This is a genomic window from Allorhizobium paknamense, from assembly GCF_030815125.1.
Lineage (GTDB): Bacteria > Pseudomonadota > Alphaproteobacteria > Rhizobiales > Rhizobiaceae > Allorhizobium > Allorhizobium paknamense.
Genome location: NZ_JAUSWH010000004.1, coordinates 40,258 through 62,892, shown reverse-complemented (window position 1 = coordinate 62,892; position 22,635 = coordinate 40,258). Strand labels below are relative to the sequence as shown.

General features: G+C 60.6%; 21 protein-coding genes and 1 tRNA gene. 11 read left to right on the top strand and 11 right to left on the bottom strand.

Going from position 1 to position 22,635, the window contains the following annotated elements; all coding sequences use genetic code 11:
* Positions 1-271: 271 nt before the first annotated feature.
* Positions 272-937 (top strand): S24 family peptidase, encoded by a 666-nt coding sequence (locus QO005_RS07965; RefSeq protein ID WP_307157471.1) that lies wholly within the window; start codon positions 272-274, stop codon positions 935-937.
* Between the two features lie 137 nt (positions 938-1,074).
* Entirely contained in the window at positions 1,075-1,488 is a 414-nt protein-coding gene (locus tag QO005_RS07960; protein WP_307157470.1) for a tellurite resistance TerB family protein, read from the top strand.
* Between the two features lie 16 nt (positions 1,489-1,504).
* On the opposite strand, the gene QO005_RS07955 is transcribed toward QO005_RS07960, so the two are convergent.
* A complete protein-coding gene (locus tag QO005_RS07955) occupies positions 1,505-2,653 on the bottom strand; it encodes a serine/threonine-protein kinase (protein WP_307157469.1) in 1,149 nt (382 codons plus the stop codon).
* Positions 2,654-2,956: 303 nt separating this feature from the next.
* On the opposite strand from QO005_RS07955, the gene QO005_RS07950 reads away from it, so the two are divergent.
* From QO005_RS07950 to QO005_RS07940, 3 genes are all read left to right on the top strand, one after another.
* The gene (locus QO005_RS07950) at positions 2,957-3,949 is read left to right on the top strand and encodes an NAD(P)H-dependent flavin oxidoreductase (RefSeq protein ID WP_307157468.1); all 993 of its coding nucleotides are present in this window, start codon (positions 2,957-2,959) and stop codon (positions 3,947-3,949) included.
* Positions 3,950-4,013: 64 nt separating this feature from the next.
* Positions 4,014-4,089: transfer RNA gene (locus tag QO005_RS07945), tRNA-Thr, on the top strand.
* A gap of 185 nt (positions 4,090-4,274) precedes the next feature.
* On the top strand, positions 4,275-5,495 hold the full coding sequence (locus QO005_RS07940) for an FAD-dependent oxidoreductase (protein ID WP_307157467.1): 1,221 nt from the start codon (positions 4,275-4,277) through the stop codon (positions 5,493-5,495).
* 90 nt (positions 5,496-5,585) lie between these two features.
* On the opposite strand, the gene QO005_RS07935 is transcribed toward QO005_RS07940, so the two are convergent.
* The 3 genes from QO005_RS07935 to dapD all read right to left on the bottom strand — a co-directional run bounded on the left by QO005_RS07935 (position 5,586) and on the right by dapD (position 8,322).
* Positions 5,586-6,179 (bottom strand): hypothetical protein, encoded by a 594-nt coding sequence (locus QO005_RS07935; RefSeq protein WP_307157466.1) that lies wholly within the window; start codon positions 6,177-6,179, stop codon positions 5,586-5,588.
* Positions 6,166-7,365, bottom strand: coding sequence for a succinyl-diaminopimelate desuccinylase (gene dapE / locus QO005_RS07930; RefSeq protein ID WP_307157465.1), 1,200 nt, complete (start codon positions 7,363-7,365; stop codon positions 6,166-6,168). Before dapE ends, QO005_RS07935 begins: the two co-directional genes overlap by 14 nt.
* Positions 7,366-7,473: 108 nt before the next feature.
* Positions 7,474-8,322, bottom strand: a complete 849-nt coding sequence (dapD, locus tag QO005_RS07925) for a 2,3,4,5-tetrahydropyridine-2,6-dicarboxylate N-succinyltransferase (RefSeq protein ID WP_307157464.1) — start codon at positions 8,320-8,322, stop codon at positions 7,474-7,476.
* Positions 8,323-8,499: 177 nt separating this feature from the next.
* On the opposite strand from dapD, the gene QO005_RS07920 reads away from it, so the two are divergent.
* The 3 genes from QO005_RS07920 to treZ all read left to right on the top strand — a co-directional run bounded on the left by QO005_RS07920 (position 8,500) and on the right by treZ (position 13,649).
* Positions 8,500-9,378 (top strand): LOG family protein, encoded by an 879-nt coding sequence (locus QO005_RS07920; RefSeq protein WP_307157463.1) that lies wholly within the window; start codon positions 8,500-8,502, stop codon positions 9,376-9,378.
* A 186-nt stretch (positions 9,379-9,564) separates the two neighbouring features.
* Positions 9,565-11,502, top strand: coding sequence for a HAMP domain-containing methyl-accepting chemotaxis protein (locus QO005_RS07915; protein ID WP_307157462.1), 1,938 nt, complete (start codon positions 9,565-9,567; stop codon positions 11,500-11,502).
* Positions 11,503-11,861: 359 nt separating this feature from the next.
* Complete coding sequence (gene treZ, locus QO005_RS07910) at positions 11,862-13,649, top strand: malto-oligosyltrehalose trehalohydrolase (protein ID WP_307157461.1); 1,788 nt, start codon at positions 11,862-11,864, stop codon at positions 13,647-13,649.
* Here the strand turns inward: treZ and apaG are convergent.
* The 4 genes from apaG to QO005_RS07890 form a co-directional block, all read right to left on the bottom strand.
* On the bottom strand, positions 13,641-14,033 hold the full coding sequence (apaG, locus tag QO005_RS07905) for a Co2+/Mg2+ efflux facilitator ApaG/CorD (protein WP_307157460.1): 393 nt from the start codon (positions 14,031-14,033) through the stop codon (positions 13,641-13,643). The two genes, treZ and apaG, sit on opposite strands and share 9 nt — an antisense overlap.
* 445 nt (positions 14,034-14,478) lie before the next feature.
* A complete protein-coding gene (locus QO005_RS07900) occupies positions 14,479-15,036 on the bottom strand; it encodes a fasciclin domain-containing protein (RefSeq protein WP_307157459.1) in 558 nt (185 codons plus the stop codon).
* A 131-nt stretch (positions 15,037-15,167) separates the two neighbouring features.
* The gene (locus QO005_RS07895; protein ID WP_307157458.1) at positions 15,168-15,893 is read right to left on the bottom strand and encodes an anti-sigma factor; all 726 of its coding nucleotides are present in this window, start codon (positions 15,891-15,893) and stop codon (positions 15,168-15,170) included.
* The gene (locus QO005_RS07890; protein WP_307157457.1) at positions 15,890-16,426 is read right to left on the bottom strand and encodes a sigma-70 family RNA polymerase sigma factor; all 537 of its coding nucleotides are present in this window, start codon (positions 16,424-16,426) and stop codon (positions 15,890-15,892) included. Before QO005_RS07890 ends, QO005_RS07895 begins: the two co-directional genes overlap by 4 nt.
* A 120-nt stretch (positions 16,427-16,546) precedes the next feature.
* Between QO005_RS07890 and argB the strand changes: the two genes are divergently transcribed.
* Positions 16,547-17,434, top strand: coding sequence for an acetylglutamate kinase (argB, locus tag QO005_RS07885; protein ID WP_307157456.1), 888 nt, complete (start codon positions 16,547-16,549; stop codon positions 17,432-17,434).
* Between the two features lie 59 nt (positions 17,435-17,493).
* Here the strand turns inward: argB and QO005_RS07880 are convergent, their stop codons facing one another.
* The 3 genes from QO005_RS07880 to QO005_RS07870 all read right to left on the bottom strand — a co-directional run bounded on the left by QO005_RS07880 (position 17,494) and on the right by QO005_RS07870 (position 20,180).
* Entirely contained in the window at positions 17,494-17,928 is a 435-nt protein-coding gene (locus QO005_RS07880; protein WP_307157455.1) for a hypothetical protein, read from the bottom strand.
* Entirely contained in the window at positions 17,925-18,824 is a 900-nt protein-coding gene (locus tag QO005_RS07875) for a ribokinase (RefSeq protein ID WP_307157454.1), read from the bottom strand. Before QO005_RS07875 ends, QO005_RS07880 begins: the two co-directional genes overlap by 4 nt.
* A 132-nt stretch (positions 18,825-18,956) precedes the next feature.
* Positions 18,957-20,180: a DNA recombination protein RmuC gene (locus QO005_RS07870; protein WP_307157453.1), complete on the bottom strand. Its 1,224-nt coding sequence runs from the start codon at positions 20,178-20,180 to the stop codon at positions 18,957-18,959.
* A 124-nt stretch (positions 20,181-20,304) separates the two neighbouring features.
* Here QO005_RS07870 and lnt point away from each other — a divergent pair, with 124 nt between their 5' ends.
* Together lnt and QO005_RS07860 are read left to right on the top strand one after the other, a co-directional pair.
* Positions 20,305-21,897 (top strand): apolipoprotein N-acyltransferase, encoded by a 1,593-nt coding sequence (gene lnt / locus QO005_RS07865; protein WP_307157736.1) that lies wholly within the window; start codon positions 20,305-20,307, stop codon positions 21,895-21,897.
* A 147-nt stretch (positions 21,898-22,044) separates the two neighbouring features.
* Entirely contained in the window at positions 22,045-22,467 is a 423-nt protein-coding gene (locus QO005_RS07860; protein WP_307157452.1) for a helix-turn-helix domain-containing protein, read from the top strand.
* The last annotated feature ends 168 nt before the right edge of the window (positions 22,468-22,635 follow it).

The window sequence follows — 22,635 nt, the reverse complement described above, 5'->3', positions numbered from 1 at the left end:
AAGGAAAGGGTTCGGAGGTGGGTTTTTGAGGGTTTCCAGAAAAAGTGGAATCCGGTTTTCCGTCCGGAAACACGTCACAACAAAGATCTGCAGCGAACCTTTGTGCGGATTATATGGCGCACGGCGCTTTAGAGCATGTCGCGCAAAAGTGTGCAGCGGTTTTGCGATAACGACATGCTTTAAAACAAGAACTTAAAGCATGTTGCATAAGGCTGATAAGCCGCAACGTGCTTTAGTGGCCGGCACTTCAGGGGCGGTGGGGCTTCGGTATATGCTTTCACATGACGACATTTGGGGAGCGATCGACAGGCTGGCGGAGCGGCATCAGCTGACGCCTTCGGGTCTGGCGCGCCGTGCAGGGCTCGATCCCACCTCCTTCAACAAATCGAAGCGTGTGGGGCCGGATGGACGCATGCGCTGGCCCTCGACGGAATCCATTGCCAAGGTGCTGGAGGCTACGGGCGCAAGTCTCGATCAGTTCATGGGCCTGATCAGCGGCAACCGTGAGGAAACAGGGCTGGTGCGCGAGGAATTCGGCCCGGAAGCAGGCGCTATTCCGCTTCTCGGCTTCGCCCAGGCGGGGGCTGGCGGTTTTTTCGATGATGGCGGCTTTCCTGCGGGCCAGGGCTGGGATGTGGTGGAGTTTCCCGCCTCTCCCACCGGCAAGGCGGGCGTCTATGCGCTGGAAGTGCAGGGCGACAGCATGAAGCCGCTCTATCGTGACGGCGATATCCTGATCGTCGAGCCGGGCGCACAGGTGCGCCGGGGCGACAGGGTGGTGGTCAAGACCCGCGAAGGCGAGGTCATGGCGAAGATCCTGGCGCGGCAAAGCCCCCGCTCCATCGAACTCAATTCCCTCAATCCGGAGCATCCGAGCCGCAGCCTCGAACTTGCCGAGGTGGAATGGATGGCGCGGATCATCTGGGCCAGTCAGTAGGAATATTTGCCGCTTGCCGAGGTGGGGCAAAATAGCCCGTTGCGATTTCGGTTTCGGCATTCCATAGAGGGGGCGGCGTTTTTTATGAGCAGCCCGCTTCTCCGGGGCTTCTCAGCAGAGCTTGAGGAAAAGCGAGCGTGACAACCTCCGTAACCATTCAGGATGCCCTGATTTTCACCATGGTGATGGCGTCTGCCGTCGATAATGCCATGCATGACCAGGAACTGCGCCGCATCGGCGATCTGGTGGATCAGACGCCGATCTTTGAAGGCTTCGATGGCGGAAGCCTTATTGCGGTGTCGCAACGTTGCGCCTCCCTGCTGGCACAGCCGGAGGGGCTGGATATCGTGCTGGAAACCATTCGCGATGCCTTGCCGCAGCGGCTTTACGATACGGCCTATGCGCTGGCCGTGGAAGTGACGGCCGTGGATCAGGCCGTGCGGCCCGAGGAAATCCGCCTGCTGCAATTGCTGCGGGACCGCCTGCAACTGGACAAGCTGACCTGCGCCGCCATCGAGCGCAGCGCCATTGCCCGCTACCGCAGGGCTTGACACCGGCAGGTGGCCATCAATTCCCCGGCAAGATCCTGACCGAGTAGAGATTGACGCCCTGACCCTGGCCGTTCATGTCGGCATTGATGAACAACTGCCCTTGCGTGCCTGATGCAAGGGTTTGCGGCAGGGTGACCCGAAACAGCAGATCGGCCTTTTCCGGGTTGGCGGTGAAGCGGTGCCGGGAGCAGCCCTGCTCAGCGCCAAAGGCGCAGGTGACGGAGAATTGCAGCGGCTTTTCACCGGCGGCCTGAATGGTCAGCGCCAGGGTCGAGGTCTTGCCCGCCATCTGGCCGATGACATCGGCAGGCAACTGGATGACGGCTGCACCATCCTGATCGGCGCTGCGCGAGGTGATCCGCACCGCCTGGCCGTCGCTGGCGCCCACCACATCCACCGTTGCATTCGGGCGGGCGCTGATCAGGCGGATATCGGCGGGCTTGAAGACCTCGGCCCAATCATTGGAAAAACCGCGTTGCGGATCGATGGTCTTCGGTTCTTCGGTGGCGCCTGCATCCTGATCGGAAACGGTCGGCACGGGGTCCGGCAGGCCGCCATCGCGCTCATCGGCACTCAGCAACAGGCCGGTGGAGTAGATCCACCATGCGGCAATGCCAACGAAGGTCAGGGCCGTGACCAGAATGAAGAGCCGTGAAAAGAAGCCGCGCCGCCGCCTGGGCCGTGCCACCGGCTCAGCCCGGAGGGTGGGCTTGCGTCTCGGCTCCACCTCCGGCTCGGCGGTGAAGTCCTCCGATTCGTCAAGGCGCGGGTCGTCGCGTTCGGCGCGGACATCATCGAGATCCGCCACCGGGGCGCTTGTCGCGGATGGCGCGGCACGATCGGCTCCGAAGCTCAGCGCACCGTCATCGGCAGTGCGTGCAGGCTCCTGCGGGGAGGAGGCGGGGCGTAGGGCAGGCTCTGGCCGTGGCGGCTCCACGCTGGCTGCGGCTTTCAGCCGGGCGCGTTCTTCCTGCTCGATGGCGTGGATGGTGCGCTCCAGCCGATGCCGCTGTTCGGCCATGGTTTCGGGATCGTTGATGTTCTGCTTGCTCAGCCCTGCTTCCAGCGCCTGGCGCGCCGACTGGTAGATCCTGGCCCGGATCTCCGCATTGCTGCGGTCTGCCCGCTCCAACGCGCTTCTGATGGCCGACTCCAATCCGCTCACGCAATTCCTTTCCGTCCGATGGCCGCGTCTCGCGGCAACTTGATCCGAATCGGTAACGGCAGACCGATCAATCCGCAAGTGCTGCCACAACGCCATGCGCCAAATATGGTGCTGTAGCACTTTATAGATGCTGCATAATTTTGCCCTTAACCCATTTGGATTTAAGGGGGAGATTATGCTGTCGCCTTCAAACCCGCAGAAAACCGCAAGCCTGCTCTTTTGTGGCTAAACGGGAACCCTTTTCAAAGCAACGCCGCTTTGATAGCGTGTTGACGTTTACGCAAACGTCAATTGGAGGAATTGATGTCTCTCCCCTCGGTTCTGACGGCCAATCTCAGGCTGCCGGTCATTGCCTCGCCGCTCTTTATCATTTCCCATCCGGCGCTGACGCTTGCGCAGTGCAAGGCGGGTGTCATCGGCGCTTTCCCGGCATTGAATGCCCGGCCCGAATCGCAGCTCGATGAATGGTTGGCCGAGATCACCGAAGAGCTTGCCCGCCACAATGCCGCCCATCCGGAACGGCCGGCGGCGCCCTTTGCCGTCAATCAGATCGTCCACACCTCCAACAAGCGGCTGGAGCATGATCTCGGGCTCTGCGTCAAATACAAGGTGCCGGTGGTCATTTCCTCGCTCGGGGCTGTGCCGGAGGTCAATCAGGCCATTCATTCCTATGGCGGCATCGTGCTGCATGACGTCATCAACAATCGCCATGCCAACTCCGCCATCCGCAAGGGCGCCGACGGCCTGATCGCCGTGGCCGCCGGGGCCGGCGGGCATGCGGGAAGCCTCTCGCCCTTCGCGCTGATCCAGGAGATACGGTCCTGGTTCGATGGCCCGCTGCTGCTGGCCGGCTCCATCGCAACCGGCGGTGCCATTTTGGCGGCGGAAGCAGCCGGGGCCGACATGGCCTATATCGGCTCCCCCTTCATCGCCACGCAAGAAGCGCGCGCCAGTGACGCCTATAAACAGGCCATCGTCGAGGCTGGCGCGGAAGATGTGGTTCTCTCCAATTACTTCACCGGCGTGAAGGGCAATTACCTCAAGTCCTCCATCCGCGCGGCGGGGCTCGACCCGGATAATCTCCCGGAAGCGGACGCCAGCAAGATGGACTTTCACAGCGCCGTTGCCGATACCGGCGCAAAAGCCTGGAAGGACATCTGGGGCTGCGGCCAGGGTGTGGGCGTCATCAAACAGGTGGAGCCGGTGGCAAGCCTGGTGGACCGGCTGGAAAGCGAGTATCTCGCTGCACGGGCAAAGATCTGCGCAAAAATGGAAGACTTGCGAAAAGCATCTTGAAATCCGCAAACTTTGCCTGTATCCACCCGCCAACAAAGCGAACCGGAGCTTACCGGTTCGCCGGGCCGCTTTAGCTCAGTCGGTAGAGCACATCATTCGTAATGATGGGGTCACGTGTTCGAGTCACGTAAGCGGCACCATTCAACTTCCCCAAGATAACAAATGAATCGAATGCGCCTCGGTTTACGCTCCGAAGGGCGCAAACTTGACCTCAATCAAGTGATTGAAGCGGGGCTGTGAGAGTGTATCCTCCGTGTGGTTCGCGGACTGACCGGGTCAGGCCGCGAAGGGCAGCAATGCCGGGGTGTTTACGGGGCGCAGTGGCATGATCGAGGAGAATGGGATTTCAACACCGGGCGAAATCCGCGCGACATGTGTGATCGCAGGCGCTGGACCAGGTGGCTTGATGCTGGGCTATCTTCTGGCACGGGCCGGGGTCGAGGTGGTGGTGATTGAAAAACATGCGGATTTCCTGCGTGATTTTCGGGGTGATACGATTCATCCCTCCACCTTGCAGGTCATGCATGAACTGGGCTTGCTGGACCGGCTGCTGGCCCTGCGGCATACCAAGGCGCCCAGGCTGCATGCCGAGATTGGCGGACAGGATGTGACGATTGCCGATTTTTCACGGCTGCCCACCGTCTGCCGCTTCATTGCGTTCATGCCGCAATGGGATTTCCTGGATTTTCTGGCCGGGCAGGCGAAGGCCTATCCCAATTTCCGCTTGTTAATGCAGACCCGGGTGGTGGACCTTCTGGAAGAAAAGGGGCGGGTGCGAGGGCTGGTCGTGCACACGCCCGAGGGATGCGTGACGCTCAGGGCCGAGCTGGTCGTCGGGGCCGATGGGCGCCATTCCGTGGTACGCGCCAAGGCGGGGCTGGTGGTGGAAAGTTTTGGCAGCCCGAGCGATGTGGTCTGGATGAAGCTCTCCCGCCAGCCGCAGGATCCGCCTTACACCATGGGCCATGGCGGACCGCGCCAGGGCTTCGTGATGATCGACCGGGGCGATTACTGGCAATGCGGTTTCGTGGTCCGCAAGGGCAGTTTTCAGGATATCAAGGAAAAGGGGCTGGAGGCCTTCCGCACTGCCGTCGCCGCCGTTTCGCCGCTCCCGGCGGAGCGGATGCAGGAGGTGCGTTCCTGGGAGGATGTCTCGCTTCTCAGCATCCGCATCGACCGGTTGAAGCAGTGGTGGAAGCCCGGGTTGGTGTGTATTGGCGATGCGGCGCACGCCATGTCGCCCATTGGCGGCGTGGGCGTCAATCTGGCCATTCAGGATGCGGTGGCGGCGGCCAATCTTCTGGCAGGGCCGCTGAAGCAGGGGGCGCCGCTGGAACCAGCCTTGCAGGCGCTGGAAAAACGCCGCCGCTTTCCAACCGTCGCCACGCAGAAGCTGCAATTGATGATGCGTCGCAAACCGTCGAAGACCGAAAGCACCCGGCAGGGGCCGCCCGGCTTTATCAAGGTCATTGCCCGCTGGCCCCTGCTGTCACATCTGGCAGGACGCCTGATTGGTCTCGGGTTCAGGCCGGAGCATATAAAATAGAGCATTGTCCTGAGAAAAGTGCTTATAGCGCCGTGCGCCACATATGGCGCACAAAGGTTCGCGGTTTCCGTCCGGAAATGCTTGAAAACTCTAAAGCGGCGCTACGTCGAGATAGCGCTCCAGGAAGTCCGAGAGCAGGGTGGCCGGGACGAGCAACAGCATGGTCAGTGTCGAGACCAGCAGGGTCTGCGGGCCGATGATGGCCAACAGCAGCCGGAAGATCGCGACCACGACGCCGATCAGCAACAGCATCCACAGCAGCACGATGACTGACCCCAGAGCGGGCAGAAGCGCGGTCAGCGCAATCAGCACCGCATAACCATAGGCAATCGGCAGGGACAGCCAGTTGCTGGTGACGACGATGGCGTTGAAATGCCGGGCGATGCCCAGCGGAATGCTCAGCGCCGCGACGATCAGCAGCGGCACCACCCAATTGGCCACTTCCAGCATGATCATCCGTAGGAAAAACACGCCGCCCAGAAGCTCGGCGGGCACTTCGCCCACCAGCGCCCGCCGCCACCACATCCAGGAAACCAGCATGGCCGGCAGCGACCACAGCGCCGACCAGAAGGAGCGGCTGACACCGCGCGGACTGAGATCGAGATAGCGAAATCCCTGACTTTCCCCCCTCAGCAGCAGCCACAGCCCCGTGAGATAGATGCGGACTTCCTCAAAGCCCGGCATGGCGGAACCAGTCCTCGATGAATGCCTGATAGATCTCCGTCAGCTTTTCCAGATCGGCCACCGCCACACACTCGTCCACCATATGCATGGTCTGACCGACAAGGCCGAATTCCACCACCGGGCAGTAATCTTTGATATAGCGGGCGTCCGACGTGCCGCCCGTGGTCGAAAGCTCCGGCGTTCTGCCGGTAATGCGGGTGATGGCGCCGGAGAGACTTTCGATCAGTGCTGCGCTTCTCGTCAGGAAAACATGGCTTGGGCGGTCGGACCATTGAATATCGTAGCGGATCGGCTGACGGCCGGGGCGCAGCGTTTCATCCGCCGCCGCCTTTTCCAGCCGCCGCAGGATTTCCGCCCGCAGCGTCTCTACCGTCCAGCTGTCATTGAAGCGGATGTTGAATTTCGCCGTCGCTTTGGCCGGAATGACGTTGGTGGCGGCATTGCCGACATCGATGGTGGTAACCTCGAGATTGGAAGGCTGGAAATTCTCCGTGCCGCCATCGAAGGCCGGATGCATCAGCGCTTCCGTGAGCTTGATGATGCCGCGCACCGGATTGTCGGCCAGATGCGGATAGGCCGCATGCCCCTGCACGCCATGCACCGTCAACAGGCCGGAGAGTGAACCGCGGCGGCCAATCTTGATCATATCGCCCAGCCGGTCCGGATTGGTCGGCTCTCCCACCAGGCATGCATCCCAGCGCTCGCCCTTTTCCGCCGCCCATTGCAGCAGCTTGATGGTGCCGTTGATCGCAGGGCCTTCCTCGTCGCCGGTGATGAGGAAGGACAGCGAGCCGGGAAGCGCGCCATTCTTCTCGATGACCCGGGCGACGGCGGCAACGAAGCAGGCAATGCCGCCCTTCATGTCGACAGCACCGCGGCCATAGAGCATGTTCCCGGCAATGGCGGCGGCAAAGGGCGGATGGCTCCAGGCCGCCTCATCGCCCACCGGCACCACGTCGGTGTGACCGGCAAACATCAGGTGCGGGCCGCTTGCGCCATGCCGGGCATAGAGGTTTTCGATATCCGGCGTGCCCTCTTCCTCAGCCATGACACGGGAAACCGTGAAGCCCAGCGGCTCCAGCATGGCAGCCAGAGCCGAAAGCGCCCCGCCTTCGGCAGGGGTTACGGAGGGGCAACGGATCAGCGTTTGCAGATTGGCGACGGGATCGGTGGCGAAAGCGGACATGGCATTCTTTATCGAAAAAGGGGAGGAGAGGGGGCGTCATCCTGTTCCGTCATACGGAAACGGGCTTCCCCGTTGCCGTATAGCGATGGACGACGCCCGTGTACTGGATCAATCGCGCAGCAACTCGTTGATACCGGTCTTGGAGCGGGTCTTTTCATCGACGCGCTTGACGATGACGGCGCAGTAGAGGCTGGGGCCGGGCTCGCCATTCGGTAGCGGCTTGCCCGGCATGGTGCCGGCAACGACGACGGAATAGGGCGGAACTTCGCCATACATGACCTCGCCGGTGGCGCGATCGACGATCTTGGTGGATTTACCGATATAGACGCCCATGCCCAGCACCGAGCCCTCGCGGATGATGCAGCCTTCCACCACTTCCGAGCGCGCGCCGATGAAGCAATTGTCCTCGATGATGGTGGGGCCTGCCTGCATCGGCTCCAGCACGCCGCCGATGCCGACGCCGCCCGACAGGTGCACATGCTTGCCGATCTGGGCGCAGGAACCGACGGTTGCCCAGGTGTCGACCATGGTGCCTTCCCCGACATAGGCGCCGAGATTGACGAAGGAGGGCATGAGAATGACGTTCGGCGCGATATAGGCGGAGTGGCGCACCACCGCATTGGGCACGGCGCGGAAGCCTGCGGCGCGGAACTGGTTCTCGCCCCAGCCCTCGAATTTGGAAGGCACCTTGTCCCACCAGGTGGACGTGCCCGGGCCGCCCTTGATCACTTCCATGTCATTGAGACGGAAAGACAGGAGAACGGCTTTTTTCAGCCATTGATGCACTGTCCACTGACCATCCTCGCCCTTCGTGGCAACGCGCGCCTTGCCCTGGTCCAGAAGGGCCAGCGCCTCGTTGACGGCATCGCGCACCTCGCCACGGGTGGCGGTGTTGATGCTGTCGCGATTGTCGAAGGCGGTTTCGATCACGGTCTGGAGAGAGGCGGTATCGCTCATGAGATTTCCTTAAACTTCCTTGGCTAACGTGAATATCCGTTGCCTTGGTTTGCATGGGGTCGCTGTGGCTCTGATCTACTGCATTCTTCTGAAAACCGGAACCGGCTTCGGGATGAAATATGTGATGACCGCAGCATTCTGCGGCCCAAAATGACAAAGTGATGAAAGGCCAGGGCAATGGCGAGACTGCGCAATGGAAAACGCCGCAAGAGTGACGGGGCCTGGGACCCGCTGAAGGACAGCCATACGGACCGGCAGAGCGCGGCCGTGGTGCCGAAGACCCCTCAGACAGAATCGCCTTCCTACCGTCTGGCCTATGCGGATGAGGATTTTCTTTGCCGCGAGGAATTGCGCCCCGTGCGCCTGCAACTGGAATTGCTGAAGCCGGAAATGATCCTGGCGGAAAAGGGCATCAAATCCACGGTTGTCATGTTCGGCGGCGCGCGCATTCCCGCGCCCGGCCAGGCGGCCTGGGCCGCCCGCAACGAGGTCCAGCGGCGCAATCTCGAGGCGGCGTCGGTCTTCTATGACGAGGCGCGCCGTTTTGCACAATTATGCAGCCGTCAGGCCGCCCGCTTCGATTATCATGAATATGTGGTTGTGACCGGCGGTGGTCCCGGCGTGATGGAGGCGGGCAATCGCGGGGCCGCCGATGTCGGCGCGCCGACCATCGCACTCAATATCGTGCTGCCGCACGAGCAGGCGCCGAACCCTTACGTCACGCCCGAGCTTTCTTTCAATTTCCACTATTTCGCCATCCGCAAAATGCATTTCCTGATGCGGGCCAAGGCGATCGTCATCTTCCCTGGCGGCTTCGGCACGCTGGACGAGTTTTTCGAAGCCGTCACGCTGATCCAGACCAAGCGCATGGCCCCCATTCCGCTGATCCTGTTCGGGAAGGAATTCTGGCATCGCATCATCGATTTCGATTCGCTGGCCGAATTCGGGACGATCGCGCCGGAAGACGTCAATCTTCTGAACTTCGTGGAAACGGCGGAAGAGGCCTGGACCATCATTGCCCGCTACTACGAGCATGAGATGGAAGCTGCCGTTTAAACCTGTAATTGTATTTTGAATGGAGTATTGGTGGCCGTGCCGTCGGCCACCGATCCCTCAAATTCTGCGGGAGTCCCGTATTGCAACGTCTTTGTCCCGAAAACGCATGCTTTCATTCTTAATTTATTTTTTGATGATTCAATCTCGGGTGTAGTTTCTTCAACATGGCTCTTCCGAGGCTTTTCCATGAATTTGAGAATTTCCGCCCGTTTGATGGTCATGGCCGGGGCCGCCATTGCGCTGGTTGTTGCGCTCGGCATCTTCGGCTACAGCCAGATTTCCGTGGTCTTTTCCGCAGCCTCGGATACGAGGCAGGTCTGGATGCCGCGCCAGTCGAAGCTGGACGGTGTCCAGTTTACCTTGCTGCGCTACCACACCACCACCATCCGCAAGACGATTGCCGTCGATCCCGCCGAAATCAAAGGCCTGGATGACGAATTCGTGGAGATGGATGCGGCTATCCCGAAATCCTATGCCGATTTGCGCGCCACCTTCAAAACCGACCGTGAAAAGCAGCTTTGGTCGAATTTCGAGGCGAAATGGGCCCTTTACCTGCAGGCCCGCCAGAAAATCATGGACGCCGTTGCCGCCAATGATCGTGCGAGCGCCGTGGCTGCCATCGCGCCCGCCCGTCAGCCGCTGGTCGATTGCTTTGTCGCCCTTGGCGAGGTGATCAAGCTGAGCGACGAGGGGGCTGCGCAATCGGCTGCCGCCGCCCAATCCGCCTTCGACCGCTCTTCCGCCTTTACGCTTGGCTTTATCATCGCCGGCGTGGTGCTGATGGCGGCTTTCGCAGTCTGGATCATTTCCAGCGTCTCCAAGCCTGTCACCCGCATGACCCGGGTTATGCTGAACATCGTCGACGGCAAGCTGGACGTGACGGTGCCGGATGCACATCGCAAGGATGAAATCGGTGAAATGGCAGGCGCCGTCGAAGTCATGCGCCAGTCGGCCGTGGCCAAGGTGAAGCTGGAGCAGGAAGCCGAGGTTAACCGGCAGAATGCCGAGCGTGAGCGCATCGAAGTGCAACGCCGCGCCGAAGAGGATGCCGAGCGCCGCCTGAACGAAGCCACCGGCTCGCTGGCCGCCGCCTTGAAGCGTCTTGCCGCCTGCGACCTGCTTTGCGAGATCGACCAGAACTTTGCGCCGCAATTCGAAGCGTTGCGCCATGACTTCAACACCTCCGTCAGCCAGTTGCGCTCCGTGCTGCTGGCCATGGGGCAGGTGGGTCAGGGCGTTGCCAATGGCAGCGGCGAAATTTCCCAGGCTTCCGACAATCTCGCCAAGCGCACCGAGCAGCAGGCGGCGTCTCTTGAAGAAACGGCTGCGGCGCTCGAGGAAATCACCTCCAACGTGCAGGCGACTTCCAAGCGCACCGGCGAGGCCCGCAGCCTTGTGCAGAATGCCCGCCAGCATGCCGAACACTCTGCCGTGGTCGTTAACAATGCCGTCTCCGCCATGGAACGCATTGAACATGCCTCGCGCCAGATCAGCCAGATCATCGGGGTGATCGACGAGATCGCCTTCCAGACGAACCTGCTGGCGCTGAACGCCGGTGTCGAAGCCGCGCGTGCCGGTGAAGCCGGCAAGGGCTTTGCGGTAGTTGCCCAGGAAGTGCGTGAACTCGCACAGCGCTCCGCCGGGGCCGCCAAGGAAATCAAGGCGCTGATCGGCAATTCCGAAGCCGCTGTCAGCGAAGGCGTCAAGCTCGTCAACGATACCGGCGAAGGTCTTTCCACCATCGCCAAGGTGGTCGAGGACATGAACCACCATATGGATGCGATTGCCTCGGCCGCCCAGGAGCAGGCGTCCGGCCTTGCGGAGGTGAATACCGCCGTCAACCATATGGACCACGCCACCCAGCAGAATGCCGCGATGGTGGAAGAAATGAACGCAGCCGGTGCCGGCCTTGCCCAGGAAAGCCGCCGTCTGGCGGAGTTGCTGGCCCAGTTCCGCACTGGAGCCGAAGCATCGCGACTTTCAAGCCAGACCGCCCAGGCCGCATCGGCACCCGCTGCCCGTCCGGCCCCGGCGTCCCGCCCCGCCGCTCCGGTCCGCCGTGCCAGTGCCCCCGTCAGCCACGGCAATGCCGCGGTTGCACAGGATCACTGGGAAGAGTTCTGATCTCTTTCCTTTCCGAAGAACGGTCCTGAACAAGAAAATCGGGCTGGAGTGTTACCGTGTTTCATAGAACCACGGTAACACTCCAGCTCTTTGTTTTTAAGCATTTCCAGACCGAAAACCGGTTCCCACTTTTTCTAAACCACGTTGCGGCTTATCAGCCTCATGCAACGTGCTTTACGTTCTTGGTTTAACGCATGTCGTTATCGCAAAACCGCTGCACACTTTTGCGCGACATGCTCTAGAAACACTGTAAAGCCCGGTTTTTTCTTAAGCAGGGGAACATTCGCCGCCGCGCGCTGTTCACGCTGGCACGGCAGCCCGCCATGCCTTTGTGATTGCTGCCGGTTCAAGAGGTTCCCATGACATCGCCTGCCTTCGGTCCTTCGCTCCATGACACGGGTGTGGATTTCCGCCTTTGGGCTCCCTTGAAGGAGGAGGTGCTGCTTCAGATCGAAGACCGCCAACCCCTGCCGATGCAGAGGGGAGATGACGGGTGGCATCGCTTGCGTGTTGAAGGGGTTGGAGCGGGCACGCGCTACCGCTTTCATATTGGCGATCTGGCCGTGCCGGACCCGGGCTCCCGCTTCCAGCCGGAGGATGTGCATGGACCAAGCGAGGTGATCGACACCCGCTTCAACTGGAAGACTGTCGATTGGCAGGGCAGGCCCTGGGAAGAGACGGTGATCTACGAGCTCCATCTCGGCACGTTCACCCCGGAAGGCACTTATCGCGGCGCCATGGGGCGGCTGGATCATCTGGCGTCGCTTGGCGTCACCGCCATTCAACTCATGCCTCTCAGCGATTTCAGAGGCCCGTGGAACTGGGGCTATGACGGGGTGCTGCCCTATGCTCCGGACAGCAGCTATGGCCGCCCGGAGGAACTGGCGGAACTGATCGATGCTGCCCATGCGCGCGGCATCCAGGTCTTTATCGATGTGGTCTATAATCATCTCGGTCCGGACGGAAATTACCTGCCTGTCTATGCGCCGATCTTCACCGAGAAGCACAAGAGCACCTGGGGTGAAGGCATCAATTATGATGGCGAGGGGTCGCAGGCCGTGCGGGAATGGGCCATTGGCAATGCGCTCTATTGGATCACGGATTTTCGGGCCGATGGCCTGCGCTTCGATGCCGTCCATGCCATCGAGGATGACAGCAAGGAGCATTTGCTGACGGAAATGGCGCGGCGCCTCCGGGCAGCCGCCCCGGACCGGCATGTGCACCTGATTGTCGAGAACGAGGAAAACAACCCCGCGCTTCTGGAGCGGGAGGCCGATGGCCAGCCTTCGCTTTACACGGCGCAATGGAATGACGACATTCATCATGTGCTGCATGTGGCTTCGACCGGAGAGGATTTCGGCTATTACGCCGACTTCGCCGAGGGGCTGCCGCAGATCGGCCGGGCGCTGGCGGAAGGCTTCGTCTATCAAGGTGAGGTCATGCCCTATCGCGGCTCCGAGCGCGGGGGTGCCAGCGCGCATCTGCCGCCGACGGCCTTCATTTCCTTCATCCAAAACCATGACCAGGTGGGAAATCGTGCCTGGGGTGACCGGATTTTCGAGGTGGCTTCACCGCAGGCAACGGCGGCACTGGCTGCGGTCTATCTGCTGGCGCCGCAGATTCCCATGATCTTCATGGGCGAGGAATGGCAGGCCTCAACCCCCTTTCCCTTCTTCTGCCAGTTTGACGACGAACTGAACGAAAAGGTGCGGCAAGGCCGCCGCAAGGAACTGGCGCGCCTGCCGGGTTTCGACGAGGAAAGCGCCAAATCCACGCCAGATCCGGTGGCTGATACAACCTTTTATTCCGCCAAGCTGAATTGGGAAGAGAGAAATCTGCCTGAGCAGGCAGCGGCTCTGGCGCTTTATCAGACGTTGATCGGCCTCCGGCACACGGAAATCGTCCCCCGGCTGAAGGGCATAGGCGGGCGTGCCGCACAGTTTTCCGTAGAAGGCGGTCTGCTTCGTGTCGAGTGGTGGCTGGGTGATGGCAGCCTGCTTTCGCTCTTTGCGAATCTTTCGGCAGAGGATGTGATGGTGAAGGAGCGTCCGCAAGGTGACCCGCTCTGGAGCAATGAGGGCGTCACGGAAGGCCGGATGGGCGCTTGGGCGGTTCAGTGGACCTTGACGCCCGTTGCGTCAGTTTAGCACGCGGCGCAGGTCGGGCGTGTCCAGCGAAAAGGCTGGAATGGCCACGTCGAACATCTCTCCGGCATCGGTTTCCATCTGGTAATGGCCGAACATCATGCCGGAGGGCGTATCCAGCGGGCAGCCCGAGGAATATTCATAGGTTTCGCCTGGCACCAGCCTTGGCTGTTCGCCGATCACGCCGGGGCCGCTGACCTCGTCCACCTGTCCGTTCTGGTCGGTGATATGCCAATAACGATGCATCAGCCGTACCGGCACATCGGAATGATTGGTGATCACAACGCGGTAACCCCAGACATAGCGGCTATCCTCCGGATCCGACTGGTCCGGCAGGTAATAGGGTTCAACGCTGACCTCGATGTCCCGGGTTAAGGCGCGGTACATATGCGGGGCTCTCTTCATGCTTTCATAAGCATACATCGGCAAGACCGATCACTGTCAAAATTTACGGTTTTTTTACGCTCACCGCAGCGCCGCGGCAATGATTATTCTAGGATGGAAAAGGGGTTAATTATTGGTGAAAAAACCGGACTTGACGTGAAATTCCGTTCGGCGCGAAGAGCCGCGATGACAAACGGAGCATGAAGCGAGATTGCTCGCAGGCATTACAGCGCCGTGCGCCATATATGGCGCACAAAGATTCGCTGGTGCGCTTTAAATCACCTGCATAATTTTACCCTTAAATCCATTTGGATTTAAGGGTAAAATTATGCAGGTGATCGAAAATTGCATCAAGGCGAAGATGGGATTGCGCTCTTCGCCTTGATGAGCCCGGGCCGTCAAGCGTGACGATGGTCCAGACGGCCACGTGCGCCGGGTCTGATCTGCCTTACATCTTCGGCAGCAGGACCTTGTCGATGACGTGGATCACGCCGTTGGACTGCTTGACATCGGCAATGGTGACATGGGCCACGCCGCCGTTTTCATCCGTCAGGGTGATCTTGCCACCCTTTTCCTTTGCCTTCAGAATGCAGCCGCCCACGGTCTTCACGTCGTGCTCGCCGCCGTCATCCTTGATCATCTTGGCAATGGCGCTCGACATGGCATCGGCAGCCACGACATGGCAGGTGAGAACCTTGGTCAGCTTTTCCTTGTTTTCCGGCTTCAGCAGCGTTTCCACCGTGCCCTTGGGCAGCTTCTCAAAGGCTTCGTTGGTGGGGGCAAACACGGTGAAGGGGCCCTTGCCTTCCAGCGTACCCACCAGGCCGGCTGCCTTCACGGCCGCCACCAGCGTGGTGTGATCCTTGGAGTTGGCGGCATTTTCCACGATGTTCTTGTTTTCATACATGGCGGCTCCGCCCACCATGGGGTTCTTGGCGAGAGCCGTTCCGCTCAGGGCGGCAACGAGGGAGGCGATGGCGATCAGGCGAAAACCGGTCTTCTTCATGGATGACTTCCTCTTCCTGTTTCGTTGGTCCTGTTCCGCGTGGGTGGAGCACTGGCCACCACCACCGCGCCGGAACTGACCTTAAGGACGAGCGCTTTCCAGAAAGAGTTTCACCTCGATCGAAAAAAAATTTACAAGCCGTGCAGGGTTCCCGATGCAATCACCGGCCCGGTGGCGCTGCCGGTGGGCGAGCCGCCAAAGGGTTCGACGCTGACGGCAAAGACCACCCCTTCCTTGACCTGCCGCCGCAGGCTGTCGGGCACGATCACCTCACCCTCGCCGCTTTGCGGCAGGACGCCCAGCGACCGGGCAGGCTTGCTGCCATCGATCACCCAAAGCTCCAGCGACTTCTTCTGCGGAGCGGTCGCAGCAACCGGCGTCACCTTCAGCTTGCCGCTGATACGGTCGAAACGCGCCACCAGCGAAATAGCGGCATCCTCCGCCTGCAAATCGGCCACCATCGGCGGTGCGGAGAACCGGCTTTCCCAAAGCCCGAATTCCACCCCGGCAAAACTTGCAATCCCGATCAGGCTGACAAGGGCAATGCCGCGCCAGAAGGCCAAAGAATTCCAAAGATCGGCAAACCGGAAGGCAAGGCCGGAACGGGGCGCACGAGGGGAAAGCTTTGCCTCTACCTTGGCAAACGCCTCGGGCGGCGGCAGTTCCACGCCGTAATCCTCGTTGAAGTCGGAGAGATTTTCCTCCCATCGGTGCACGATCGCGGCAAATTGCCGATCCTTGCGCAACCTGTCCTCGACCTGCCGGCGCTCCTCCGCGCCCAGCACGCCCAGCACATATTCGCCCGCCAGAACTTCGTCCCGCGAGCGATCTCCCTTGCTCTGATCCGGTGTCGTCATCTGTTCATGCACTCTCTCAACTTCAGCAGGCTGCGCCTTAGCCATGTCCGCATCGTATTCAACGGCACGCCGTAACGAACCGCCAATTCCTGATAGCTGAGCCCCTCCACATAGGCCTGCTTCACAGCCGCCGCATGCTGAGCTTCCAACGCTTCCATGCAACTGTCAATCCGCTTTCCCTCACTGCTCCAATGGGCAGCGGTTTCCGGGTCAGCCGCAGGGTCGGCCAAGGCTTCCGCCTCATCCAGCTCGGTTGCCGCCTGCTTCCGCTGGCGCAACCTGTCGATGCAATGATAGCGCGCCACAGCCGATATCCAAGCCCAGGCCGTGTGTCCTGACCCTGCAAAAGTGGCTGCGCGTTGCCAAATCCGCACATAGACTTCCTGCAGCGCATCCTCTGCCTCGCCCCTGTCCTTCATCAGACGAAGGCAAAGGCCAAAAAGTTTCGGGCTCGTCTGCCGGTAAAGCTCGCTGAAGGCGCTGCGCTCCCTCAAGGCGACGCGACCCAGCAAGGCGGCGATATCTTCGCTCATAACATCCTCTTCCCGTGATTGATCCGGCGAAGAGCAATTCGGCTGCGGGGGCCAAGTGGATTATTCCCACACGGCGAATCTTGCGATACAAGGCCCCGAAACAATCCGAAGGAAGAGCCCATGAGCGCCTCAGAAAGCGAAATGCAGGCCCGTTTGCTGGCCCAGGCGCTGCCCTTTATGCAGCGTTATGAAAACAAGACCATCGTGGTGAAATATGGCGGCCACGCCATGGGCAACCCTGAACTCGGCAAGATCTTCGCCGAGGATATCGCGCTTCTGAAGCAGTCCGGCGTCAACCCGATCGTCGTGCATGGCGGCGGGCCGCAGATCGGTGCGATGCTCGCCAAGATGGGCATCGAATCGAAATTCGAGGGTGGCCTGCGCGTGACCGACCAGAAGACGGTGGAGATCGTCGAAATGGTGCTGGCCGGCTCGATCAACAAGGAAATCGTCGCGCTTATCAATCAGACCGGCGAATGGGCCATCGGGCTTTGCGGCAAGGACGGCAACATGGTCTTTGCCGAGAAGGCCAAGAAAACGGTGGTCGACCCCGATTCCAACATCGAGCGGGTGCTGGACCTCGGTTTTGTCGGCGAAGTGGTGGAAGTGGACCGCACGCTGCTCGATCTTCTGGCCAAATCGGAAATGATCCCCGTCATCGCCCCGGTTGCGCCCGGCCGCGACGGCCATACCTATAACATCAATGCCGATACCTTTGCCGGCGCCATTGCTGGCGCACTGCGTGCCGACCGTCTGCTCTTCCTCACCGACGTGCCGGGCGTTTTGAACAAGCAGGGCGAGCTGATCAAGGAATTGTCGGTGGCGGAAGCCCGGGCGCTGATCAAGGACGGCACCATTTCCGGCGGCATGATCCCGAAGGTGGAAACCTGCATCGACGCCATCAATGCCGGTGTGCAGGGCGTGGTCATCCTGAACGGCAAGACGCCGCATTCCGTGCTGCTTGAAATCTTCACCGAGCATGGTGCAGGAACGCTTCTGGTTCCGTGATGCCGCGATCCTGCGGAGACATTCCGTGATGCGGGCCGAAGCTTATCGCTTCGGCCTTTTTATCTCTCGTTGAACAGCTTGAAAAACGCCCCGCCCGTCATGCCCGCCAGAAGAGCGGCGGCGAAGGAAAAAGGGGTATCCATGGCGGTGAAACTCTCTTGCGCCACGAGGGTGAACAGCCCGAAGGCGCAAAGCCCGCTGAGACCGCCTGCCACGAGGAAATGCCTGCGAGAAACCCATTGCCGCCTGAGCAGGATCACGATCGAGCCGAGTGCGAAAGGCAGCACGAAGGGCAAGGCAAACGGATAGACGAAAATTGCCATCAGCCAGGGATCGATGAGCAGGCGTGGGACGGTCTCCATCTCCCAGTTCTTCTGCATGGCCTCGACAAGATGGCCGATCAGCATGAAGAGATAGAGCGCGAAAAGATAGGCCGGGAGAAAGGCAAGGCTGGCGCGGCCAGCCTTGCGCAAACCGCTCCTGCTTTCGCTCACAGCCGCGTCTCGACGTCGCCCGCCAGCGGAATGGAAGGTTGGGCACCGGCCTTGAGGCAGGCCAGCGAACCGGCAACGGCAGCGCGGCGCAAGGCCTCACCGAAATCGAGCCCCTTGTCGAGGCTGGCGGCCAGATAGCCGCAGAAGGTGTCGCCCGCGCCGACCGTATCCACCGGCTCGATGGTCAGGCCTGCCGCGCGCAGCAACGCGCCATCCCGGATGGCCATGACGCCATCTGCGCCCAGTGTCACGATCAGCGTCTGCCCGGTTTCGCCGTGAATGCGCTTGAGGGCGGCTTCGCGTTCCGCCGGGCCAAGGCCGGTTTCTCCGGCGAGCCGTTCGAATTCCGTCTCATTGGCAATAACGATATCGGCCAGCCTGCCAAGCCTTGCCGCCTCTTCGGTGAGCGGGGCGATGTTGAGCAGGGTGCGAATGCCCGCGGCCTTGGCCTCATGCAGCGCGGTTTCAACGGCAGCCGCGGGAATTTCGAGCTGGAGGACCAGGCTGTCGCCGCGCGACATCGCCTTGACCGTGGCTGTGGCGTCGGCGCTGGTGACCAGGCCATTGGCCCCGGGCACGACGGCAATCATGTTTTCTCCGTCCTGCTCCACCAGGATCAGGGCCGTGCCGGTGGGCTGATCCACCGTCTTGACCGCCGAAAGATCGGTTCCGGCCTGATCGAGCAGCGCAAGGGCGGCGGGGGCAAAATCATCCTTGCCTACAGCGCCTGCCATCTTCACCTCAGCCCCGGCGCGCCGGGCCGCCAGCGCCTGATTGGCGCCCTTGCCGCCGGCGGCGGTGGCAAAGCCGGTACCGGCAACGGTCTCCCCGGGCTTCGGCAGGCGAGCCGTGGTGGCGATGAGGTCCATGTTGATGGAGCCGAAGACGGTGATCATGACGTTTCCCCGGAGCATTGGCAGGCCGAAGGCAGACAGGGCTTTTCCGTCCGGACCCGCATCAAGATTTCAAATCGGAAGGACCATAAGGCGCATTGCAGCGAAAAGTCCGCCGCTCTTGTGGCTGAAGCCTCAGTCTTCGTCAACGACCCTCAGCTTGAGAAGACCGGTGCGGCTTTCTGCTGCGGTTGTCTCGCGGCTGGGCAGTTCCGGCTGGCTGTCGAAATCCATGGCTTCGATCTTGCCGCCGCGCTTGGATATCTTTTCGGCAGAGGTGAGGATCATGTCCACATCCTTTTGGGCGGCGAGGAAATGGCTTTGCAGCTTGCGGGTGCGGTCGTCCAGCCGTCCCAGATCCTCCATCAGGTGAATGACTTCCTTCTGGATACGGTGCGCCTGTTCGCGCATGCGCTGATCCTTCAGCACCGCCTGGATGACCTGAATGGAGAGCATGAGCAGCGAGGGAGAGACGATGACGACCCGAAGCCGGTGCGCCCGCTGCACCACGCCCTCGAAATTTTCATGGATTTCGGCAAAGATCGATTCCGATGGCACGAAGAGGAAAGCAGTTTCCTGGGTTTCGCTCGCCAGCAGATATTTCTCGGAAATGTCCTTGAGATGCACTTCGAGGTCGCGGCGGAACTGCTGCGAGGCCGTCTTCTTGTGCTCGGGGCTTTCGGCATCGCGGATGGCATTCCAGGCTTCCAGCGGAAATTTCGCGTCGATCACCAGCGGCGGCTGGCCGTTCGGCATGCGGATGACGCAGTCGGGGCGCGAGCCGTTGGACAGTGTTTCCTGAAAGGCATAGGCCCCCATCGGCAATCCGTCCGCCACGATGGTTTCCATGCGCGCCTGGCCGAAAGCGCCGCGCGTCTGCTTGTTAGACAGGATCGCCTGCAGGCCGACCACATCCTTGGCCAGCGACTGGATGTTGTTCTGCGCGGCATCGATCACGGCCAGCCGTTCCTGCAAATGCCGCAGGTTTTCGTGGGTGGACTTGGTCTGCTCCGTCAGCGTCGTGCCGATGCGGTGCGTCAGGCCATCGAGCCGCTCATTGATGACGCGGCTGAACTCCGTCTGTTTGGCGCCCAGCATGTCGGTCATTGCGGCCAGGCGGCCTTGCATTTCCGCCTGGGCCCTGAGAAGGGCCGCCATCCGCTCTTCTTCCAGGGCTTGACGCGCCGCTTGCGCTTCCGCGAAAGCCTCACTCTCGCCGTCCTTGCGGCGAAAGACCAGCGCGATCAGCAGGATGAGCGCAACCAGCACCGACAGCAGCAGAAACAGTGCGCCGAAGCTGAGATGGAAATCGCCAAGGACGAAGGCGGTCGAGGTCAGCAGGGAATCGATTTTGTTCATGATATGATCTTATCTGCTGCCGGTGAAAGCGCAATGTGGATTTCGCGCAATCGGCGGTGTTGGGGACAAAGAGCGGCTTTTTTGAAAGACTGCGCGCGAATTGATTCGAAGGATGGAGTTGAGGATGGAGCGGCTGGCGGGCAGGATCATGCTTCTCGGTGGATGGGGGCGGGCCGTGCTGGCGCTGCTGGCGGGCGCGTTCGGTGCGCTGGCCATGCCGCCGGTCAGTTTTTTCGCGGCCCTGTTTTTCTCCTTCACCTTGCTGGTCTGGCTGATGGATGGGGTGGGCAGCAATCCTGAGCGCATGGGGTCGCGGGGCTTGCGATCCGCGTTTCTGATCGGCTGGCTGTTCGGGCTGGGCTATTTCGTTGCCGGTCTCTGGTGGGTGGGGGCAGCGCTTTTGCTGGAGGCTGACGAGTTTGCCTGGGCGCTGCCGCTGGCGGTTCTTGGCCTGCCCGCCGTTCTGGCGATCTTCTACGGGGTGGCCACAGCCTTCGCCCGGCTGTTCTGGTCCGACGGGCTGGGTCGTATCGCCGCGCTGGCAGCAGCCTTCGGGCTGGCGGAGTGGCTTCGCAGTTTCGTGGCCACTGGCTTTCCCTGGAACGCCATCGGCTATGGGGCGATGCCCGTGCCGGTGATGATGCAGTCGGTCCGGGTGTTCGGCCTCTTCGGGATGTCGGCGCTCTCGGTCTTCGTCTTTGCGGTGCCGGCCCTGTTTGCCACCCGCCGGGGCCTGCGGCCGGGCATTGCGCTCGCGCTTCTGCTGCTGGCGGGCCATTTTGGCTACGGTGCCTATCAACTGCATCTCTCCGAGGCCACCGGCGACGGCCAGGAGGTGACGGTGCGGCTGGTGCAGCCGGCTATCGACCAGTCGGTGAAGCTGCAGAATTCGGACCGCGTCGCAGTCTTCGAAAAACATCTGCGGCTGACGGCGCTACCGCCGGAAGCAGGCGGCCGCCAGCCGGATATCATCGTCTGGCCGGAAACCACCATTCCCTTCATTCTGACCGAAAACCCCGATGCCCTGCAACGCATTGCCGCCGTGCTGAAAGAGGGGCAGGTTCTGGTCACCGGAACCGTGCGTTCCGAAGAACAGGCGGCAGGCGAGGCGCCACTCTATTATAATTCCATCTATGTCATCGATCACAGCGGCCAGATCCTGTCCGCGACCGACAAGGTGCACCTGACGCCCTTCGGAGAATATGTGCCCTGGGAAAATCTACTGAAGCGCTTTGGCATCGAAAACCTGGTCGCACTTCCGGGCGGCTTCACGGCGGGTGCGCGCCGCAATCTCCTGACCTTGCCCAACGGCTTGAAGCTCTATCCGCTGATCTGCTACGAGGTGATTTTTCCGCAGGTTGAGGATGAGGCGCTTTCGCAATCCGACCTCATCGTCAATGTCACCAATGATGCCTGGTTCGGCAATACGCCCGGTCCCTATCAGCATTTTCTCCAGGCCCGCATGAAGGCGGTTGAAAGCGGACGCTTTCTCATTCGCGACGCGAATAATGGCATTTCTGCCACAATTGATCCGCAGGGACGGGTAGTTTCGGGTCTTGGATTAAACGCGGAGGGTGCAAAAGACATATCCTTAAGGTTGCGTAAACCCATTGAAAATGGCCTCCCAAGCCCTAATTACAATTTCTGGATGGTAACTGCTTTGTTATTATCAGGGGCTGTAATTTCTCGTTTAGGTTTTGTTTCGAAGGGCAATTGACCAAAAACCCCTAAAAATGCATAGTGGTTGTATCCGCAGTGACATTGCGGGATGGGACTTTTATCAACCATCTTACAACGTCACGTTATATAAAGTTGCAAGCACTGCGGGTTATGATGTAATTACAACCATCGTCAGGATTACGCCATGTTAGAGAACAAGAAGAAGCCGAACCCGATCGACATCCATGTCGGTAGCCGCATTCGTCTTCGCCGTACCATGCTGGGCATGAGCCAGGAAAAACTGGGCGAAAGCCTGGGCATTACTTTTCAGCAAATTCAAAAATATGAAAAAGGCACGAACCGCGTGGGTGCGAGCCGGCTTCAAAATATTTCCAGCATCTTGAATGTTCCGGTTTCCTTCTTCTTCGAAGATGCGCCGGGTGAACATGCCGCAAATGGCGCAGGTGGTTTCTCTGAAGCTGCAAGCTCCAATTATGTCGTTGATTTTCTCTCGTCTTCCGAAGGTCTGCAGCTTAACCGCTCCTTCGTGAAAATCACCGATCCAAAGGTTCGCCGCCGGGTTGTCGATCTGGTCAAGGCTTTGGCCGCCGAGGCCGACGCCGAGTAAGGCAACCGATATGGACGAAAAAAAGCGGCGTGCGGGCCGCTTTTTTTGTGCCTTTTTTCAGAGTGTTTGCAGGAAAAGTGGGAACCGGTTTTCCGTCCGCAAACACGGAAATAGCGAGTGTTTGCAGGAAAAGTGGGAACCGGTTTTCCGTCCGCAAACACGTAAGTA

Excerpts from the sequence above, each read along its gene's own strand:
- QO005_RS07915 (WP_307157462.1), top strand. The coding sequence starts at position 9,565 with ATGAATTTGAGAATTTCCGCCCGTTTGATGGTCATGGCCGGGGCCGCC.
- QO005_RS07875 (WP_307157454.1), bottom strand. The coding sequence starts at position 18,824 with ATGATCACCGTCTTCGGCTCCATCAACATGGACCTCATCGCCACCACG.
- QO005_RS07900 (WP_307157459.1), bottom strand. The coding sequence starts at position 15,036 with ATGAAGAAGACCGGTTTTCGCCTGATCGCCATCGCCTCCCTCGTTGCC.
- QO005_RS07940 (WP_307157467.1), top strand. The coding sequence starts at position 4,275 with ATGATCGAGGAGAATGGGATTTCAACACCGGGCGAAATCCGCGCGACA.
- lnt (WP_307157736.1), top strand. The coding sequence starts at position 20,305 with ATGGAGCGGCTGGCGGGCAGGATCATGCTTCTCGGTGGATGGGGGCGG.
- QO005_RS07890 (WP_307157457.1), bottom strand. The coding sequence starts at position 16,426 with ATGAGCGAAGATATCGCCGCCTTGCTGGGTCGCGTCGCCTTGAGGGAG.
- QO005_RS07920 (WP_307157463.1), top strand. The coding sequence starts at position 8,500 with ATGGCGAGACTGCGCAATGGAAAACGCCGCAAGAGTGACGGGGCCTGG.
- QO005_RS07895 (WP_307157458.1), bottom strand. The coding sequence starts at position 15,893 with ATGACGACACCGGATCAGAGCAAGGGAGATCGCTCGCGGGACGAAGTT.
- argB (WP_307157456.1), top strand. The coding sequence starts at position 16,547 with ATGAGCGCCTCAGAAAGCGAAATGCAGGCCCGTTTGCTGGCCCAGGCG.
- QO005_RS07860 (WP_307157452.1), top strand. The coding sequence starts at position 22,045 with ATGTTAGAGAACAAGAAGAAGCCGAACCCGATCGACATCCATGTCGGT.
- QO005_RS07965 (WP_307157471.1), top strand. The coding sequence starts at position 272 with ATGCTTTCACATGACGACATTTGGGGAGCGATCGACAGGCTGGCGGAG.
- dapD (WP_307157464.1), bottom strand. The coding sequence starts at position 8,322 with ATGAGCGATACCGCCTCTCTCCAGACCGTGATCGAAACCGCCTTCGAC.
- treZ (WP_307157461.1), top strand. The coding sequence starts at position 11,862 with ATGACATCGCCTGCCTTCGGTCCTTCGCTCCATGACACGGGTGTGGAT.
- dapE (WP_307157465.1), bottom strand. The coding sequence starts at position 7,365 with ATGTCCGCTTTCGCCACCGATCCCGTCGCCAATCTGCAAACGCTGATC.
- QO005_RS07935 (WP_307157466.1), bottom strand. The coding sequence starts at position 6,179 with ATGCCGGGCTTTGAGGAAGTCCGCATCTATCTCACGGGGCTGTGGCTG.
- QO005_RS07870 (WP_307157453.1), bottom strand. The coding sequence starts at position 20,180 with ATGAACAAAATCGATTCCCTGCTGACCTCGACCGCCTTCGTCCTTGGC.
- apaG (WP_307157460.1), bottom strand. The coding sequence starts at position 14,033 with ATGTACCGCGCCTTAACCCGGGACATCGAGGTCAGCGTTGAACCCTAT.
- QO005_RS07950 (WP_307157468.1), top strand. The coding sequence starts at position 2,957 with ATGTCTCTCCCCTCGGTTCTGACGGCCAATCTCAGGCTGCCGGTCATT.